This is a genomic window from Pseudomonas sp. BF-R-19 (assembly GCF_019956445.1).
Lineage (GTDB): Bacteria > Pseudomonadota > Gammaproteobacteria > Pseudomonadales > Pseudomonadaceae > Aquipseudomonas > Aquipseudomonas fluorescens_BH.
Genome location: NZ_JAHBDN010000101.1, coordinates 1 through 16129 on the forward strand (window position 1 = coordinate 1; position 16129 = coordinate 16129).

A 16129-nucleotide genomic window follows, 5' to 3' on the forward strand; every position below is an offset into this window, starting at 1 on the left:
CACAAGGATTTTGTACGACATGGCACAAAATAAATCGACAGAGGGCAAAGTCCGCGGCCGCCCGAGGGCCTACGACCCGCAGACAGCGTTGCAGCAGGCGCTCGGTGTGTTCTGGAACACCGGCTATTCCGGTGCGTCCCTGGACAGCATCGCTACCGCCGCCGGCATGAATCGCCCCAGCCTCTATGCGGCATTCGGCGACAAGCACGCGCTCTACATCAAGGCGCTGGAGCAATATTGGGAGTTTGCCGCGGCGTCCATGCGCGAGGCGCTGACGGACCTGGACCTGCCGTTGGCCGAGGCCTTGCAGCGTTTCTACGAGGGGCAGTTATCGATTTACTTCTCGGGCGACGGCCAACCCCGCGGTTGCTTCGCCATCGGCACAGCCACCACCGAGGCGGTGGAGGACCCGGAAATTCGCGAGGTGCTGTCCGACCGGTTGAGCCGGCTGGATGCTGATCTGGAAGTTCGCCTGCAAGCGGCGAAAAATGCCGGCGAGTTGAAAGGCGATGCAGACCCGGCTGCCCTGGCCGTGCTCGCCTCGTCTCTGCTGCACAGCATTTCGATACGTGCCCGGGCCGGTAAATCCCGAGCCGAGTTGACGGAACTGGCACGCAATGCGATCAGAGTGATCTGTGGTGAGTGAAAAGCTCGAAGATATCCTCGCCGGGCAATTGGCCGTGATCTTCTGCGGCATCAACCCCGGAATGACGGCCGCCGCCCAGGGGCACCATTTTGCCGGGCGCGGCAATCGTTTCTGGCGCACGCTGCATCTCGCCGGGTTTACCCCCGAGGAAGTGCGACCGGAAAACGATCGGACGATCTTGCGCTATCACTGCGGATTGACTGCGGTGGTGGAACGGCCGACGGCCAGTGCGGATCAGTTGTCCTTGCACGAGTTCACCGCCGCCGCTGCCGACTTCGAACAGAAAATCGCACGCCACGCGCCGCGTTTCGTGGCGTTTCTAGGCAAGGCGGGGTATGCAGCGCTGTCTGGACAGCGGGACATTGCCTGGGGCCTGCAAACCAAAACCTTCGGCAATGCCTCGGTCTGGGTCCTGCCCAACCCCAGCGGGAGAAATCGAGGGTTCAGCCTCGAGCAACTGGTCACGGCGTACCGCGAATTGCGCGTGGCCGTCGACGAACAGCGACAGGTGTAATCACGCCGGCGGAATCGTCGCCAGCATACCGATCAGAATGGTCAACAGCAGAAAACCGCCGAGAAAAATCGTCATCTTGGCCATGGGGCCTCCCACACTATGAATTGGCGGTACAGGGGCTGCGTGTGCTGCCGTACCGGAGATTTATTGTGGGCTGGCGGCTGTATCCGTTACAGAGGCAGATTGCGCTGAAAAATACGGATCAGATCCGCTTTCAGGCTGTGCTTTCAAGGGTTTTCCAGGAAAGAGTTTGCGGGCGATATCCACGAAGGGCGTGACGATCAGCCCCTGCAGCGTCAGGTAACGCTCGTGATCCTGCTCACCGGTGCCGAAATGGATGACCTCGGGTGTGGACCGGGTGACGTAGAGCGTGCCGAACATCCAGTCCCACAGTGACAGATTGATGCCGAAGTTCTTGTTGAAGTGTCGCGGTGCATCGCTGTGATGAATCTGGTGTTGCGCCGGGCTGCTCAGCACCCGCTCCAGCACCGGCCCGAAGGAAAACCATACGTGGCTGTGACGCAGGTTGGCCGCCAGGGCATTGAAGATGAACACCATGTAGGTCACGCCAAACAAGGTGTAGCGGCTGATCTCACCGCCACAGACGTACCAGAAGACACCGGCAAACGCGCCGACGCAGATGATATCCGTGAGCTTTTCGACCACCTCTTCCAGAAAGTGCACGCGGCTGGCCGTCGCCGGCACCAGCACGGGCGCCGAATGATGGACTTTGTGGAAGGCCCACAGATACCGCGAATGAAAGGCGCGATGGCCCCAGTAATGGCTGAAATCCTTGACCAGGAATACGCCCAGCCCATAGAGCAGGGTCAGCGCCAGGTGCTCCTCCACTTGCGTACGCGCGCCCCACAGTTGGGTGAAGAACGCGATGTAGTCCGCTGAACGCAAGACATACGGATCCACCAGGCCGACGATGGGCAGCACCAGGGCAACCTTGAGGATGGCGAGTACGAAGTAATAGCGGTAGTCGAGCAGCGCCGAGCGATGCAGGTACACCCGGCGGCCGCCGATGAACTGCCCGAATGAGCGCGCGTCGGTGAGGCCCCGGGACTTTCGGTAGCGGAACAGACAGTAGGCGACGCCGTAAGACATGCAGAGAAAGGCTAGACCGAGTCTGCCGTTGAAGTCGAAAATGCCCAGGAACTGCCGGGTGACCGGCTCGATCACCCATTGGGATAAATAAAGATGGATTGCGGCGAGAACATCCATACCGGGCTGCCCGACGTAAATGGAAGGGCAATAGTAAATGAGAATGAGTCTTTAGTGTGTTGAATTATGACCGGCTGTCAGCCGCCCAGCGCAATGATCGCAAGGATCAGCACACCCCCCGTGGCAGCCATGATCACCCCGCCCTGCCATTGTGTGGCGCCAGCGTATCTGGCGAGCATCCAGCCTGCGATGAACAGCACCACGAGGCCGATCAGGTTGGACAGGCGGATGGCGAGTGCCGTCTGATCGAGCAGTATGAACGGCACCACCAGCGGAAATGTCGAGCCCACGACCAACAGGAAAACGCCAAGGGCGCCCCTGAAGTCGTTCCAGCCCAGGCCTGCCCTGATCGGCAAGGGGGGCTGCTCGAGCAGCCGACGGCGCAACAACTCCAGCCCCTCGCTGCCGGCCGCCGTCGCGAACTGCAACGGCAACACCTGCGCAACGAGCGCCTGACCGGCCGCGGCGTCCGAGCCATTGCGCAAGGCCATGTACAGCTTGATCCTGCGCGTTCGCTCGACCAGTGCGCGCAACAGGTACATGACCGCATCCGCCAGTCCCCAGGCGAGATTGCAGCCGAGCGCGGCAATCATCATCGTGCGTTCGGCCGCCTGATCCGCCGTGGCCACGCTGATGGTGCCGGTGAACGTCATGGCCATCAACAGGCCGAAGATTACCTCGGTAATGCGCTCGACAGGGTCCAGTACAGGCGCCCTCTCGAATCGACCATTGGTTGGCATGAAATAACCTCGTCGGAGTGTTCTTGCACGATATCGATCGACGCTTCGGCCAGGCACCGGTTGTTCCGGCTGGATATCCGCATCCCCGTCAAGTGTAGATTGAACGGCTACACTCATGCGCACACGTTATCCGCTTCAAGAGGAGTGGTTCATGCTTGATTACTTCGCCCTGGGCCTGCTGGTCTTTGTCGGGCTTGTCCTGTTTTACGGGATCATTCTGCTCCACGACATCCCCTATGAAATTGCCGTCCACCGCAACCACCCTCACCAGGATGCAATCCACGCCACCGGCTGGGTCAGCCTGTTCACCTTGCACGCGCTATGGCCGTTCCTGTGGATCTGGGCGATGGCCTATCGAGAGGACCGGGGCTGGGGTTTCAGTGACGGACATTCAGCAAAAAGTCATGTGGTTCACCTCGAACAACAGGTCGCCGAACTGCAAGACCGGATCGAGCGCCTCGAGGCGGCGACGGGCACGACGCAGAACCGGGTACCAACGGACAATCTCGGCGAGGGCATTTGAGCCATGGATCTCTTACTCATTCTGACGTATGCCGCTCTGTGCGTAGCCATCTTCAAGATCTTCCGTATCCCCCTGAACAAATGGACGGTGCCCACGGCGGTGCTGGGCGGAGTCGTGATTATCGGCGCGCTGATTTTCACGATGAACTACAACCACCCCTATTCCGAGGTAGCGCGTTCCTATTTCGTATCGGTTCCGGTGATACCCGTGGTCAGTGGCCAGGTGATCGATGTACCGGTGAAGACCAACCAGCCCTTGGAAAAAGGCGATGTGCTGTTTCGCATCGATCCCGCGCCGTTCGAGTACCGACTGAAATCCCTCAAGGCACAGCTGATTGCCGCCCAGGCCGATCGCGCGCGGATCACCGAGCTGATCAAGCGTAATTTCAGTACCCAACGGGAACTGGACATTGTGGTCGCGCGCAGTGATGACCTGAAGGCACAACTGGACAACGTGCAGTACGAACTCGACAACACCACCGTCCGCGCGCCGAGCAAAGGCTTCGTCACCCACGTTTCGTTGCGTCCGGGCATGATGGCGACCAAGTTGCCACTGCGCCCTTCGATGGTCTTCATTCCCGCCGAAGGGCATTACTTCGCGGCGTGGATGCGGCAGAACAGCCTGTTGCGCCTGACAGAAGGCGACGAGGCCGAAGTCGCTTTCGACGGCATTCCCGGGAAGGTTTTCGAAGGCAAGGTCAAAACCGTGGTTTCGGTCATCGCCGAAGGCCAGGTCCAACCGTCGGGCACGCTGATCGGCTTTACCGGTTCACCACCGGCCGGCCGGGTTCCGGTGATCATTGAAATCACCGACCCCGACTATGCCCAGTACGCCGGCCAGATGCCCGGCGGTGCCTACGGGCAGGCGGCGTTGTACAGCCAGCATTTCCATCACATCGCGATGATGCGCAAAATCCTCCTGCGCATGGCCGCCTGGATGAACTACATCTTTCCGTTCCACTAACCTGGACAGCATCGACAACTGGCTCAATCCTTGAATTGGGTCAGTTGCCGGTTCAGCGAACCGGACTGATTTCGCAGGCTAAGGATCGGAGGAAGAAGGCCAGACAGTGGGTCGCACCATTGTGGTGCTGGAAGAATCGACAAGTAGGAGCGTGGCAGCGAGGGTCAGCGCTAAATAATCCAATACAGCAGCAGGCGAGAAGCAATCCAGTGAGACGCCTGGACCACCCCCCATGCCAACAGGGCACACATCAACAGGTAGCCCGCAAGGAACTTGAACATCGCGTCCCTTTCCATGCAACCCTCCCGGCTTTACAGCCATACAGGGCGTTCAATGCCAACGCGTAACCGTTACGACGTCCCGTCTCGCCCGTATAGGCTTCGATTACCAGAATGGTTTGCAGTTCCATAGGCGCACAAATCGGGAAAAGACCTTGGGCAGCGGCGAACGCATGCGCGCACCCTGCCTGGCCGCGAGAATTACCGCCAGCGTCGGCCAGCCCATTTAGTCGCTCATCACGATCCTCCTGTGTGCATCCCGGCTTCAGGCCGGATCGCGATAGAACACGTCGTCAGCGTATGGATACCACCAGTCCTGAATCTTCGGCTGATGATCGATGATGACCATTTTCGAACGGCGGAACGCTTCCAGCCCCTGACGCCCGAGCTCACGCCCAAGGCCCGACATTTTCCAGCCACCGAACGGCAGCGCATCGTTGTCGATCAGCGGATTGTTGACCCAGACCATCCCCGCCTCCAGACGCTCGGCGGCTTCCATGGCTTCGGCCAGGTCAGTGGAAAACAGCGAGGCACCAAGGCCGAACGGCGAGTCGTTGGCCAAGCGCACCGCCTCATCGAAATCGCTGACCCGGCAGATCGCCGCCACCGGGCCGAAGCACTCTTCCTGCAGAATCGCCATGTCGCCTGTCACCCCGGTGAGGATGGTTGGTTCATAGAACCAGCCGACGCTGTGCTCGGGTGGAATCCGTCCGCCACACACCACTGTCGCGCCTTTGGCTACGGCGTCATCGACCAGGCGCATGACCTTGTTGCGCGCCGCCTCGCTGACCATCGGCCCGATCTCCGAGCGCTCCAGGCCATGGCCAATGCGCAAGGCACGGGTGCGCTCGGCGAACCTGGCGACAAACTCATCATGGATCTCGTCAACCACATACAAGCGCTCGGCCGAAGTGCAGATTTGCCCGCTCAAGTGGAACGCCGCCGTCACTGCACCCGCCGCTGCCACGTCCAGCGGTGCATGCCTGGAGATGATCAGCGGATCGCTGCCACCGGCCTCGATCACGCACGGTTTCATCCGTTCGGCGCAGGCCACGGCCACGGCCTTGCCCGCCGCCACGCTACCGGTGAAGGCCACCGCGTGGGTCTGCGCCGACTGCACCAGCAATTGCGCGGTGAACGCATCGCCCGGCACACAGGACACCAGCCCCGGCAGCAATGCGGTGAAATGCTCCATGAACTTGAGGGTGCACAGGGTCGTGGCTTCCGCCGGCTTGATGATGCAGGCATTGCCCGCCGCCAAAGACGCGGCGACCGTCCAGCACATCAGCAGGATCGGAAAGTTGAACGGCATGATGTGCACGCTGACGCCGTACGGCTCGTAACGCACATGCTGGAACGAGCCGATCTGCGTGGTGCCGGCGACCTTGCCGGCATCGTCCCGGGCCATTTCCGCGTAGTAGCGAAAGATCGGCGCGCAGTTGGCCAGCTCGCCCATGGCTTCGGGAAACGGCTTGCCCATCTCCAGAGTCATCAGGCGTGCGACTTCACGGTTGCAGGCCACGTTCTGCTCGATGGCGTTGGCCAGTTGATGCAGGCGCGCGGCGCGGCTTTTCGCGTCGATCAGGCGCCATTGTTTTTGCGCAGCGGTGGCGGCATCGGTGGCGGCTTGCACATCGGCTTCGCCACACACGCCGACTTGCCCGACCGGTTGCAGAGTCGCCGGGTCGAGCACTTCGCGCGCACAACCTGCGGTCAGCGGCAGGAACTCGGGGTTGATGAAACGCAATGCGGTGTCAGTGTTGAACGTGGCCATGGGATGATCCTTGAACCAATCGATAAGGGGTTTCACGCAACGTCGCCAGGGCCTCGGCGGGCAGTTGTTCACGCCAGCCCGGCACGTGCCGGTCGAGCCATTGGCGCAGCGGCGCAAAGGCCTCGGCGCCCAGGGCGCGGATAAACAAACCCAGGGTGCGCGGCAGATGCGCCAGGTAACCGTGCTTGCCGTCACGGCCGGCCAGGCGCACGAAAATCCCCAGCACCTTGGCGTGACGCTGGGCGGCCAGGCGCCGGTAATCTTCGAGAAAGCCCGGCGCATCCAGCTCCGGGCGCTGCAACAGGTAGTGGCTGACCAGTGCTTCCCGCAGCGCCTCGGGTACATCGCGCCGGGCGTCTTCGAGCAGCGACATCAGGTCATAGGCCGCCGCCCCGACCAGAGCGTCCTGGAAATCCAGCAAGCCGCAGGCCGCAACGCCTTCACGGCCTTGCAACAGCATCAGGTTGTCGACGTGAAAGTCGCGCAGCACCAGGGCTTCGCGGCGTTTTGCGACGTCGCGGCAGGCGTCGGCGAACAACGCCAGATACGACTCGCGCAGGTCTTGCGCCGCGTCCTTGCCGATCAGCAGCGGCACGTACCAGTCGATAAACAGCGCGTACTCGTCCGCCAGTCGCTGCCCGTCGTAAGGCGCCAGTTCCGTGGCTGGCGCTGCGCGATGCAAGGCCACCAGTGTATCGACCGCCAGGTGATACAACGCCGACTCCGAATGCCCGGCCAGCAGCAGCCGGGTGTAGGTGTCGTGACCGAAATCCTCGATCAACGCCAGCCCCGCCGCCTCGTCCACCGCCAGCAACGCCGGCGCGGACAGCCCCAGCCCCTGCAACTGCCGGGCGATCCGCACGAACGGACCGATGGGTTCGCTGTCGGGGGGCGAATCCATCAGCAACAGGCCGGCGCCGTCCAGGCGGAAATAACGCCGGGTCGAAGCATCCGCCGGCAAGGCGACCAGCAAGGCGCCGGCGTAACCGGCGCGTGCCAGAAAGGCGGCGCGCTGGTCTTCACGGGTTGGCAATGAAGCCAGTGCATCTGTCATGGCAGTCACCGGATCATGTAGACCTTTTTGATGGTCTCGTGGACGGTGCACACACCCTTCCAGTCTTTGCCGAAGAAGGCGGCGGTGTCGGGCTTGATCTCGATCACTTCGCCGGACTCGTGGACGTAAGTGCAGCGGCCTTCGAGAAAGTGACAGAACTCGTCGCTGGTCACATGGCAGAACCACTTGCCCGGGGTGCAGATCCAGATACCGCATTCGGACTGGCCTTCGGGGCCTTTGTGCAGCACCACGCCGGAGACACGGGACTCTCCTTCAAGCATGGTCGGGATTACGCCCCAATCCTTGACGTCGGTGATGCTCAGCGGGTTGTACAGAAACGGGGTAGTCATTCATCTTCTCCAGATTTTGTAGGAGCGAGCCTGGTCGCGATGGACGTCAACGATGACGCGCGCTGTCTGGATGACGGCGTTGTCCTGGCGTTTTTCGCGAGCAAGCTCGCTCCTACAGGGGGGCATTCAGGTTCAAGCCAGCATGTACACGTTGCGCAGGGTTTCCCGGACATCGCACTCACCGGTCCAGCCAGCCGGGAACAGCACCAGAGTGTTGGGGCGCACTTCAATCACTTCACCGTTGTCGTTACGGTAAGTGGCGTGCCCCGCGATGAAATGGCAAAGCTCATCCCGGGGAATCGACAACCGCCAGCGCCCGGGGGTGCACACCCACAATCCGCTTTCCGGGCTGTTGTTCGGGCCCTTGAACAGCAAGCGGCCGCTGGAATGCGAGACACCTTCGACGGCGTCGCTCTGCACGCCCCAGTCCACCAGGTCGGTGCGGCTGCTGACGGCTTCGAGGTACGGCGTGATACCCGCCGTGGTGGATGAATCAGGCATCGTTGAGCACCTTGTCGAGAATCGCGGCCGCGTCTTGCGGCCCCTTGCGGGATTGCATCTGCGCGCTGGTGCGCTGCAGGCGTTGGCGCATCGCCTCGTCGTTGAGGCACGCATGGAGTTTTTCCGCGAGCTGCTCTTCGCTCCATTCGTAGCGATCGAGCTTGAAGCCGTGGCCGCTTTCTTCGGCGCGCATGGCGTTGTCGTGGCCGTCCCAAACGTAGGACATGACAATCGCCGGTTTGCCGAAGAACAGGCACTCGGTGAAGCTGTTGTTGCCGCCGTGGTGGATCACCGCGTCGACCTGGGCAATCACCGACGGCTGCGGGAACCAGTTGGAAATCTGCACGTTGTCCGGCAGGTCCGGGTATTCGTCGAGGTGTTCACCGACGTTGAACAGCGCCCGGTAAGGCAGCTTGCCCACCGCCTCGATCAGACGCTTGAGCAGCTCGACATCGCCGGAACCGAGGCTGCCGAAACTGGCGTACAGCAGCGGCTTGTCGTTGTTCGCACGGAACTGCGGAATCTCGTAGGGCGTGTCGTGGCGCACGCAACCCTGCAGGTAATGGAAACGCTCCGCCGGCAGCGGATGGCGTCGGTCGAACTTCACCGCATCCGGGTACAGCAACAGGTTCATGAACGGCGAGGCTTCAAAGAAGGTCCCCAGCGGATACGGCTGCTCGCCATGGGCCTTCAGGAACTGGTTGAAGTCGTCGTGGATCGGCCCGACCACTTGCTCGAAACGCTGGCGGAATTGCGCGTGGCCAGCCTTGTCGTCGATGCTCATGCCCGACAGGTGCGGCGGGATATCCGGGTCTTCGATCTCGTTTTCCGAGCAGGAAATGATCCGCACCCACGGCTTGCCGTATTGCTTGATCGCCGGGAACAGGATCACGTTGTCGACGCAGATCAGGTCGGGCTTGACCTTGTCCAGCACCGCCGGCAGGTCCTTTTGCGCCCACTTGGCGGTTTCGACGATGGCCGCCCAGCATTCCTTGACGTAGTTGTCGATCTGCTCCAGCGGCGACTTGCGAAAATTCGGAATGTGGCCGTTGATGAAATCCACCCAGTAGCGGGCCATCTCTTCGGCCGGCATCGGCGCCGACATGTTGACCATGTGCTCTTCGAAACCATAACCGGCGTAGACACCGCTCATGCCCGGGTCGGTGAGGAACACCGCTTTGTGCCCCAGGGCTTCACAGGCCTGGGCGATACCCACTGAGTTCAGCGCCGGGCCGTAGGCGGCTTCGGGGAAGAATGCGATCACTTTCTGTTTCATCGAGTGCTGCTCCTGCCTGGTCTTTTTATTGTTCAGCGCGTCAATACGCGGGCATGCCGGGCCTGCCAGCCCAGCCGGATGGTCGTGTCGATTGCAAAATGGGCGAATTCGAACTGTGAGGACGGCACGCGCACGATCAGCGGTTTGTCGCTGAGGGGAGTCTGCACGTGCAGGTTGGTGTCGAGGCCGTGGTAGGCGACTTCGACGATCTTGCCGCTGACCTGATTGGCGCAATCGCCGCCCTGCTCCGTCAGCACTTGCAGGCGTTCGGGGCGCACCACCACGGCGACGGATTGGCCGCTCACCAGCGGCGCGTCGGTTTCAACGCTCAGCTCCTGGCCGTTGACCCGCACCGAGTGCCGGCCCGAGCGCACGCCTTCGAGCAGGTTGCTGACGCCGATGAAGTTGGCGACAAAACGGCTGTTGGGGTTTTCGTAGAGTTCGGTCGGGCTGCCGCACTGGCACACCTTGCCGCCGTCGAGCACCGCCATGCGGTCGGACATCACCAGGGCTTCTTCCTGGTCGTGGGTGACGATGATGAAGGTGATGCCGCTCTCGTGTTGCAGGCGCTTGAGTTCCAGCTGCATCTTTTCCCGCAGCTTCTTGTCGAGGGCACCCAAGGGCTCGTCGAGCAGCAACACTCGCGGGCGTTTGACCAGTGCCCGGGCCAATGCCACCCGCTGACGCTGGCCGCCGGAAAGCTGATCGGGCTTGCGCTCGGCCAGCTCGCCGAGTTGCGCGGTGCTCAACACTTCATCGACCCGGCGCCGGATTTCGCTTTCTGGCAGGCGCTCCATCTCCAGGCCGTAGGCAATGTTCTTGCGCACGGTCATGTTGGGAAACAGCGCGTAGGACTGGAACATCAGGTTCAGCGGACGCTTGTTGGCCGGCAGCGGCGAAATGTCATTGCCGTCCAGGTAGATGCAGCCACCGCTGGGGGTCTCGAAACCGGCGAGCATGCGCAGTAGCGTGGTCTTGCCGCAGCCCGACGGCCCCAGCAGCGCGAAGAACTCGTTCTCGCGGATGCTCAGCGACACCTCGTTGACCGCCAGACCGTTGCCATAAGACTTGCTGACCTTGTCCAGGATCAGTACCGCAGATGAATTATTCATGGGTGCGAGGAGCCTTGTTGAGACGCTGCGAAGCCAGCAGCGCGGTGATGCTGACCAGCATCACCAGCGTCGCCAGAGCGTTGATTTCCGGGGTGACGCCGAAGCGGATCATGGCGTAGATCTGCATGGGCAACGTGGTCGAGGCCTGGCCGGAGCCGGAGTTGAAAAAGGCGATGATGAATTCGTCCACCGACAGGGTGAACGAGAGCAAACCGCCCGCCAGCACACCGGGGAAAATCACCGGCAACAGCACCCGGCGCAAGGTGGTGAACCAGCTCGCCCCCAAGTCGATAGAGGCTTCGAGGATCGAATAATCGAAGTGCTTGAGCCGCGTGCGTACCACCGCACAGACGAAGGCGATATTGAACACGGCGTGGCTGATGATGATCGAGTGCAGCCCCAGGCCGACCTTGAGCAGGTTGAAGAAGCTGAGCAGCGCAATCGCCAGCACGATGTCGGGAATGATCATCGGCGCCATCAGCAAGGTGTCGACCACCTGGCCTTTATCGTTGCCCTTGCGGCGCAACTCGATGCCCAGTGCCAGGAAGGTGCCAAGCACACAGGCAATGAAGGTCGCCGACAAGGCAACGATCAGGGTGTTGAGCGCCGCCGACAGAATTGCCGTGTTGTGCGCCAGTGCCGCGTACCACTTCAGCGATACGCCGCCCCAGGCGGTGGGCAATCCGGACTTGTTGAACGACAGCAGGATCAACACCAGGATCGGTATATAAAGGAAGGCGTACACCAGACCCAGGTGCGAACCCAGCACCGTGCCGCTGACAGAACGAGACTGACTCATGAGCGCGCCCCTTCTGCACGACGGGCCACCAGTGCCTGGATGAACAACAGGATCAACATGATCGCGATCAGGAAGAAGCTCAGCGCCGCACCGAACGGCCAGTCCCGCGCCGTGAGGAATTGCGAATAGATTAGGTTACCGACCATCTGCACCTGCTTGCCGCCCAGCAGGTCGGCCGTGATGAAGTTGCCGATGCTCAGCACGAAGACAAACACTGCGCCTGCCGCGATACCCGGCACGCTCAGCGGCAGGATGATCCGGCGAAAGGTCATCCAGCCCGAGGCGCCGAGGTCTTTCGAGGCGTCCCACAATTCGTTGTTGATCCGCGACAGCGACGAGAAAATCGCCAGGATCACAAAGGGGATGTAGTTGTAGACCAGCCCCAGCACCACGGACGATTCGGTGTACAGCAGGCTGATGGGTTCGCCGCTATAGCCGAACAACTGCAGCATCCGGTTGATCAGGCCTTCGCGGTTGAGCAGGACGATCCAGGCGTAGGTGCGGATCAGGTAGTTGCTCCAGAACGGCAGCATCACCAGGAACAGATACACCGCCTGACGCCGCCGTGGCGCACGGGCAATCGCATAGGCCGCCGGGTAGCCGATCAACACCGCGAACACCGTAGCCAGCCCGGCGATCTTCGCCGACTTGAGCAGGATGCCCAGGTACAGCGGATCGAACGCGCGCTGGTAGTTTTCCCAGGTGAACAACCAGTCGATGCCGCCATACGCGCCACGTTCTACAAAGCTGTAGACCAGCACCAGCAGGCACGGAATCACCAGGAACATCAGCAGCCAGCCGAAGCCGGGCGCAAGAAGCCAGGCCGACAGACGCCTGTCAGCATGCAAAGCACTCATTACCCATATCCTCCCGCCTCAGGACAGAGGCGGCTTGCGAGCGTGGCGAGGCATGCCGGGCATGCCTCGGATCGACGTGGCGTTAGTTCTGCGCTGCCATGATTTCGGTGACGGCGCGGGTGTAGGCCTTTTGCGTGGTGCCGCCCAGGTCGCGCAACTGTTCCATCTTCACCAGCTCGCTCGGCGTCATGGTCAAATTGGGGTATTGCTTGAGCAGGTCCGCGGACAGCCCGGCCATGGCTGCCTGGTTGGGGACTTTGTAGAGGATGTTTTCAGCGACCCAGGCGTGGTTTTCCCTGGCCAGCATGAAGTTGATGAACTTGAAGGCTTCGTCCTGGTGCTTCGAGCTCTTGAGCACCACCATGGTGTCCACCCACAGGTCGGAGCCTTCCTTGGGCACCACGAACTTGATCGCCGCGTTGGCCTGGGTGCCGTAGTTGCACCAGCCATCCCAGGCGTGGGCCATCAGCGATTCGCCGGAGGCCAGCTTGGAGTAGAAGGTGGTGTCGTCGAAGGAAAGAATGCGTTTCTTGGTGGCGATCAGTTGATCGCGAACCGCAGCGATTTGCGCAGGGTCGCTGTCGTTGACCGACCAGCCCTTGGCCAGGAAGCCGGCGCCGAGCATCCAGCGGTCGGTGGCGAGCATCGTCACCTTGCCCTTGAGCGCATCGCTCGGATTGAGCAGCTCGTTCCAGCTCTGCGGCGCCGGCGTCACCTTGTCGGAGCGGTAGCAGATGCCGGTGGTGCCCCAGGTGTAAGGCACGGAAAACTGGTTGCCCGGGTCATATTCCAGGTGAGTGGCTTCGGGGTAGAGGTTTTTCAGGTTGGGGACCTTGACCGGATCGATATCCGCCAGCAGCCCCTGTTTGTGCAGGACTTCGGCGAAAGGCGAGGAAACGAACACCACGTCGTAACCTTCACCACCAGACGCCATCAGCTTGCCCATGATTTCTTCGTTGGTGGCGTGCAGCGCCTTGTCGACGTCCACACCGCTGGCAGCCTTGAACTTCTCCAGCGCATCCGGGGCCATGTAGCCGTCCCAGATGGAAATCACCATGTCTTTCGCACTTGCAGCCTGTGAAGCGATCGCCAGGGAAACGGCCAATCCCACGCACAGAAGATCATTCAGCTTGCTCATAAATACTCACCCGACGATTGTTTATTGTTGTGTTCGAAGGCAGTACGGCAAAACGAGAAACGATTGCTGGTGTTTTTTTTTAGAAATTAGGACCAGCATCAAAAGATGTCAACGCATTTTTTCCGGCCTGACGTCCAACCGGCGCATGACATAAGATGGACAACTGAGTCCGACAGCGGATCACAACGAGAAAAGACGCTTGAGCACGACAGTCGAAAAAAAACCGCGCACCAATCATCTGGAACTGGCCCGGCGCATCCTTGACCACACCCAGGAAAGCGGCCTGGTGGCCGGCGACCCGGTGGCCGAACAGGCCCTGGCCCGCACGTTCCAGGTTTCGCGCACGCTGATTCGCGGCGCGCTGAAAGTGCTGCTGGAAGAAAACCTGCTGAGCCACGAAGCCGGCAAGGGCTACCGATTGCTGGCCTCGCCATCGGGTCAGACCTTCAACGCCGCGCTACCCCAGGCCGAGGAGGAAGAGCTGGCCGCCTCGGTACTGCGCGACCGCATGGCCGGGCGCCTGGGTGACAGCATCAGCATCAGCGAACTGATGCGCCGCTACGACATCGGCCGGCCGGCGGCACAAAAGGCCCTGCAGCAATTGAGCGAAAACCAGGCCATCGAGCGCGGTCCCGGCCAGTCCTGGCTGTTTCGTCCGTCGCTGAACAGCCTCGCCGCCCTTGAAGAAAGCCTGAAATTCCGCCTTATTCTTGAACCGGAAGCCCTGCTCAGCCCGAGCTTCAATGCCGACCCGCAACGCCTGGCGCTGTTGCGCAGCGCCACGCAAAGCCTGCTCGCCCGCCCCGTGGAAGACTTCGACATCCAACAGTTTCGCGAACTGGACATCAGCTTCCACGAACTGCTGGCCCAGAGCTGCGGCAACCGCTTCATCAGCGACGCCCTGCTCCAGCACCAGGGCCTGCGGCGCCTGCCGAACCTGCTGCCCTCGGTGAGCGTGCACCGCCTGCAGGAAGCCCTGCGCGAACACCTGCAGATCATCGCGCAGATCGAACGCGGGCAGATGGAGATCGCCGCCGACCTGCTGCGCCTGCACCTGCGCCTGAGCGCCGCGCAACGCCCGCAAACCGCCAACCGTGGCATCCCGCAAAGTCATCTGTTCGGGCGTCGCTAACCGGCTCGCAAAAACATGATGATTTTTTTTTGAAAATAAGACAGCATCAAAAACACCTTCAGGAGCGGCGGGTCTGACCCGCCATGGACAGTCCCTCGCCATGCAAAAACAAAAACTGATCGCCCTGTTTCCGGAAGCCAGTTTCGGCGCGGCCCTGAACTGCATTGGTATCGCTCAGTCGCTGCGTGAACTGGGCGCCAGGCCGGTGTTCATCTGCCATGAACATTTCCAGGGGTTGTTCGCCGAATACGGATTCGACGAGTACCCGATTCCGCAAGCGAGCCCGTTGTCGGCGGCGGAACACCAGCACTACTGGGAGCGCTTCATCGAGCGCAGCATTCCCTACTTCGACCAGACCCCGCTGGCGCAGATCGACAGCTACGTGGCGCCGGCCTGGGAAGCCATCATCGACACCGCCATCGAAGCGGAAAAACCCTTGCAGCAGTTGCTCGGCCGCCTCAAGCCCGACGTGATCGTGCTCGACAACGTGGTGATGTTCCCGGCCATCGCCAACGCTGGTTGCCCCTGGGTGCGGGTGGTGTCCTGCGCCGAAACCGAACTGCCGGATGCGGCCGTTCCACCCTACCTGTCCGGATGCCTGGCCAGTGACACGAAGGCCTGCGAGCGTTATACCGAGCAGTACCTCAAGGCTGTCGCGCCGGCGCATGAACGCTTTTCACAATTTCTCCTGAGCAACAACACCGCGCCCTGTCCTGCGGGGCAGTTCCTCACCGACTCGCCGTGGCTCAATTTGCTGTTGTCACCGACGCCAGTGCGCTATGAGCGCCAGCAACCGCTGGACCCGCAACGCTATGTGTACCTCGACGGTTGCGTGCGCCGCGAAGCACCGTACATCGTCCCTGACTTTCCACGGCACAACGACGCGCCGCTGATCTACCTGAGCTTCGGCAGCCTCGGCGCTGCCGACACCGGGATGATGAAGCGCCTGATCAGTACAATCGAAACCTTGCCGTACCGCTTCCTGGTCAACGTCGGCGCCTACCGCGACATGTACACCACCGTGCCGGACAACGTGTACCTCGACAGCTGGTTTGCCCAGCCGGCGGTGCTCAAGGAATGCCAGTTGTTCATCCACCACGGTGGCAACAACAGCTTCTGCGAAGCGCTGTATTTCGGCCTGCCGTCGCTGATCATTCCCTATTGCTGGGACGGCCACGACAACGCCGCCCGCGCCGAGGAAGTCGGCGTCGGCCGCTACCTGCCGCGCTTTGCCGCCCCCCTGGC

General features: G+C 61.5%; 17 protein-coding genes. 6 read left to right on the top strand and 11 right to left on the bottom strand.

Going from position 1 to position 16129, the window contains the following annotated elements; translation table 11 throughout:
• Positions 1 to 19: 19 nt before the first annotated feature.
• The gene (locus KGB28_RS27595; RefSeq protein WP_223448696.1) at positions 20 to 646 is read left to right on the top strand and encodes a TetR/AcrR family transcriptional regulator; all 627 of its coding nucleotides are present in this window, start codon (positions 20 to 22) and stop codon (positions 644 to 646) included.
• Complete coding sequence (mug, locus tag KGB28_RS27600) at positions 639 to 1160, top strand: G/U mismatch-specific DNA glycosylase (protein WP_223448697.1); 522 nt, start codon at positions 639 to 641, stop codon at positions 1158 to 1160. Before KGB28_RS27595 ends, mug begins: the two co-directional genes overlap by 8 nt.
• Positions 1161 to 1304: 144 nt before the next feature.
• Here mug and KGB28_RS27605 read toward each other — a convergent pair whose 3' ends face one another.
• Together KGB28_RS27605 and KGB28_RS27610 are read right to left on the bottom strand one after the other, a co-directional pair.
• The gene (locus tag KGB28_RS27605) at positions 1305 to 2387 is read right to left on the bottom strand and encodes a sterol desaturase family protein (protein WP_223448698.1); all 1083 of its coding nucleotides are present in this window, start codon (positions 2385 to 2387) and stop codon (positions 1305 to 1307) included.
• Positions 2388 to 2464: 77 nt separating this feature from the next.
• A complete protein-coding gene (locus KGB28_RS27610) occupies positions 2465 to 3127 on the bottom strand; it encodes a VIT1/CCC1 transporter family protein (RefSeq protein WP_223448699.1) in 663 nt (220 codons plus the stop codon).
• Positions 3128 to 3278: 151 nt separating this feature from the next.
• On the opposite strand from KGB28_RS27610, the gene KGB28_RS27615 reads away from it, so the two are divergent.
• Both KGB28_RS27615 and KGB28_RS27620 read left to right on the top strand, forming a co-directional pair.
• Positions 3279 to 3650, top strand: a complete 372-nt coding sequence (locus KGB28_RS27615; protein ID WP_223448700.1) for a DUF3302 domain-containing protein — start codon at positions 3279 to 3281, stop codon at positions 3648 to 3650.
• Between the two features lie 3 nt (positions 3651 to 3653).
• Entirely contained in the window at positions 3654 to 4613 is a 960-nt protein-coding gene (locus KGB28_RS27620) for an HlyD family secretion protein (protein WP_150725364.1), read from the top strand.
• A 543-nt stretch (positions 4614 to 5156) separates the two neighbouring features.
• Here the strand turns inward: KGB28_RS27620 and KGB28_RS27625 are convergent.
• From KGB28_RS27625 to KGB28_RS27665, 9 genes are all read right to left on the bottom strand, one after another.
• Complete coding sequence (locus KGB28_RS27625; RefSeq protein ID WP_223448701.1) at positions 5157 to 6665, bottom strand: aldehyde dehydrogenase family protein; 1509 nt, start codon at positions 6663 to 6665, stop codon at positions 5157 to 5159.
• Complete coding sequence (locus tag KGB28_RS27630) at positions 6646 to 7719, bottom strand: aminoglycoside phosphotransferase family protein (protein ID WP_223448702.1); 1074 nt, start codon at positions 7717 to 7719, stop codon at positions 6646 to 6648. Before KGB28_RS27630 ends, KGB28_RS27625 begins: the two co-directional genes overlap by 20 nt.
• Positions 7720 to 7724: 5 nt before the next feature.
• Positions 7725 to 8069 carry a cupin domain-containing protein gene (locus KGB28_RS27635; protein WP_223448703.1) on the bottom strand — a complete coding sequence of 115 codons (345 nt, stop codon included), beginning with the start codon at positions 8067 to 8069 and terminating at the stop codon, positions 7725 to 7727.
• A 132-nt stretch (positions 8070 to 8201) separates the two neighbouring features.
• Complete coding sequence (locus tag KGB28_RS27640; protein ID WP_007999022.1) at positions 8202 to 8570, bottom strand: cupin domain-containing protein; 369 nt, start codon at positions 8568 to 8570, stop codon at positions 8202 to 8204.
• Positions 8563 to 9846: a nucleotide disphospho-sugar-binding domain-containing protein gene (locus KGB28_RS27645; protein ID WP_223448704.1), complete on the bottom strand. Its 1284-nt coding sequence runs from the start codon at positions 9844 to 9846 to the stop codon at positions 8563 to 8565. Before KGB28_RS27645 ends, KGB28_RS27640 begins: the two co-directional genes overlap by 8 nt.
• Positions 9847 to 9878: 32 nt before the next feature.
• Positions 9879 to 10958, bottom strand: coding sequence for an ABC transporter ATP-binding protein (locus KGB28_RS27650; protein ID WP_223448705.1), 1080 nt, complete (start codon positions 10956 to 10958; stop codon positions 9879 to 9881).
• Positions 10951 to 11757, bottom strand: coding sequence for an ABC transporter permease (locus KGB28_RS27655; protein WP_223448706.1), 807 nt, complete (start codon positions 11755 to 11757; stop codon positions 10951 to 10953). Before KGB28_RS27655 ends, KGB28_RS27650 begins: the two co-directional genes overlap by 8 nt.
• Positions 11754 to 12614, bottom strand: coding sequence for an ABC transporter permease (locus tag KGB28_RS27660; protein ID WP_223448707.1), 861 nt, complete (start codon positions 12612 to 12614; stop codon positions 11754 to 11756). The genes KGB28_RS27655 and KGB28_RS27660 overlap by 4 nt, the downstream gene beginning before the upstream one ends.
• 82 nt (positions 12615 to 12696) lie before the next feature.
• Entirely contained in the window at positions 12697 to 13752 is a 1056-nt protein-coding gene (locus tag KGB28_RS27665; RefSeq protein ID WP_223448708.1) for a spermidine/putrescine ABC transporter substrate-binding protein, read from the bottom strand.
• A gap of 199 nt (positions 13753 to 13951) precedes the next feature.
• Here KGB28_RS27665 and KGB28_RS27670 point away from each other — a divergent pair, with 199 nt between their 5' ends.
• A complete protein-coding gene (locus KGB28_RS27670) occupies positions 13952 to 14884 on the top strand; it encodes a GntR family transcriptional regulator (protein ID WP_223448709.1) in 933 nt (310 codons plus the stop codon).
• Between the two features lie 100 nt (positions 14885 to 14984).
• A partial coding sequence (locus tag KGB28_RS27675; protein WP_223448710.1) for a nucleotide disphospho-sugar-binding domain-containing protein occupies positions 14985 to 16129 on the top strand: 1145 nt, incomplete at its 3' end.

Excerpts from the sequence above, each read along its gene's own strand:
- KGB28_RS27595 (WP_223448696.1), top strand. The coding sequence starts at position 20 with ATGGCACAAAATAAATCGACAGAGGGCAAAGTCCGCGGCCGCCCGAGG.
- KGB28_RS27605 (WP_223448698.1), bottom strand. The coding sequence starts at position 2,387 with ATGGATGTTCTCGCCGCAATCCATCTTTATTTATCCCAATGGGTGATC.
- KGB28_RS27610 (WP_223448699.1), bottom strand. The coding sequence starts at position 3,127 with ATGCCAACCAATGGTCGATTCGAGAGGGCGCCTGTACTGGACCCTGTC.
- KGB28_RS27615 (WP_223448700.1), top strand. The coding sequence starts at position 3,279 with ATGCTTGATTACTTCGCCCTGGGCCTGCTGGTCTTTGTCGGGCTTGTC.
- KGB28_RS27620 (WP_150725364.1), top strand. The coding sequence starts at position 3,654 with ATGGATCTCTTACTCATTCTGACGTATGCCGCTCTGTGCGTAGCCATC.
- KGB28_RS27625 (WP_223448701.1), bottom strand. The coding sequence starts at position 6,665 with ATGGCCACGTTCAACACTGACACCGCATTGCGTTTCATCAACCCCGAG.
- KGB28_RS27630 (WP_223448702.1), bottom strand. The coding sequence starts at position 7,719 with ATGACAGATGCACTGGCTTCATTGCCAACCCGTGAAGACCAGCGCGCC.
- KGB28_RS27635 (WP_223448703.1), bottom strand. The coding sequence starts at position 8,069 with ATGACTACCCCGTTTCTGTACAACCCGCTGAGCATCACCGACGTCAAG.
- KGB28_RS27640 (WP_007999022.1), bottom strand. The coding sequence starts at position 8,570 with ATGCCTGATTCATCCACCACGGCGGGTATCACGCCGTACCTCGAAGCC.
- KGB28_RS27645 (WP_223448704.1), bottom strand. The coding sequence starts at position 9,846 with ATGAAACAGAAAGTGATCGCATTCTTCCCCGAAGCCGCCTACGGCCCG.
- KGB28_RS27650 (WP_223448705.1), bottom strand. The coding sequence starts at position 10,958 with ATGAATAATTCATCTGCGGTACTGATCCTGGACAAGGTCAGCAAGTCT.
- KGB28_RS27655 (WP_223448706.1), bottom strand. The coding sequence starts at position 11,757 with ATGAGTCAGTCTCGTTCTGTCAGCGGCACGGTGCTGGGTTCGCACCTG.
- KGB28_RS27660 (WP_223448707.1), bottom strand. The coding sequence starts at position 12,614 with ATGAGTGCTTTGCATGCTGACAGGCGTCTGTCGGCCTGGCTTCTTGCG.
- KGB28_RS27665 (WP_223448708.1), bottom strand. The coding sequence starts at position 13,752 with ATGAGCAAGCTGAATGATCTTCTGTGCGTGGGATTGGCCGTTTCCCTG.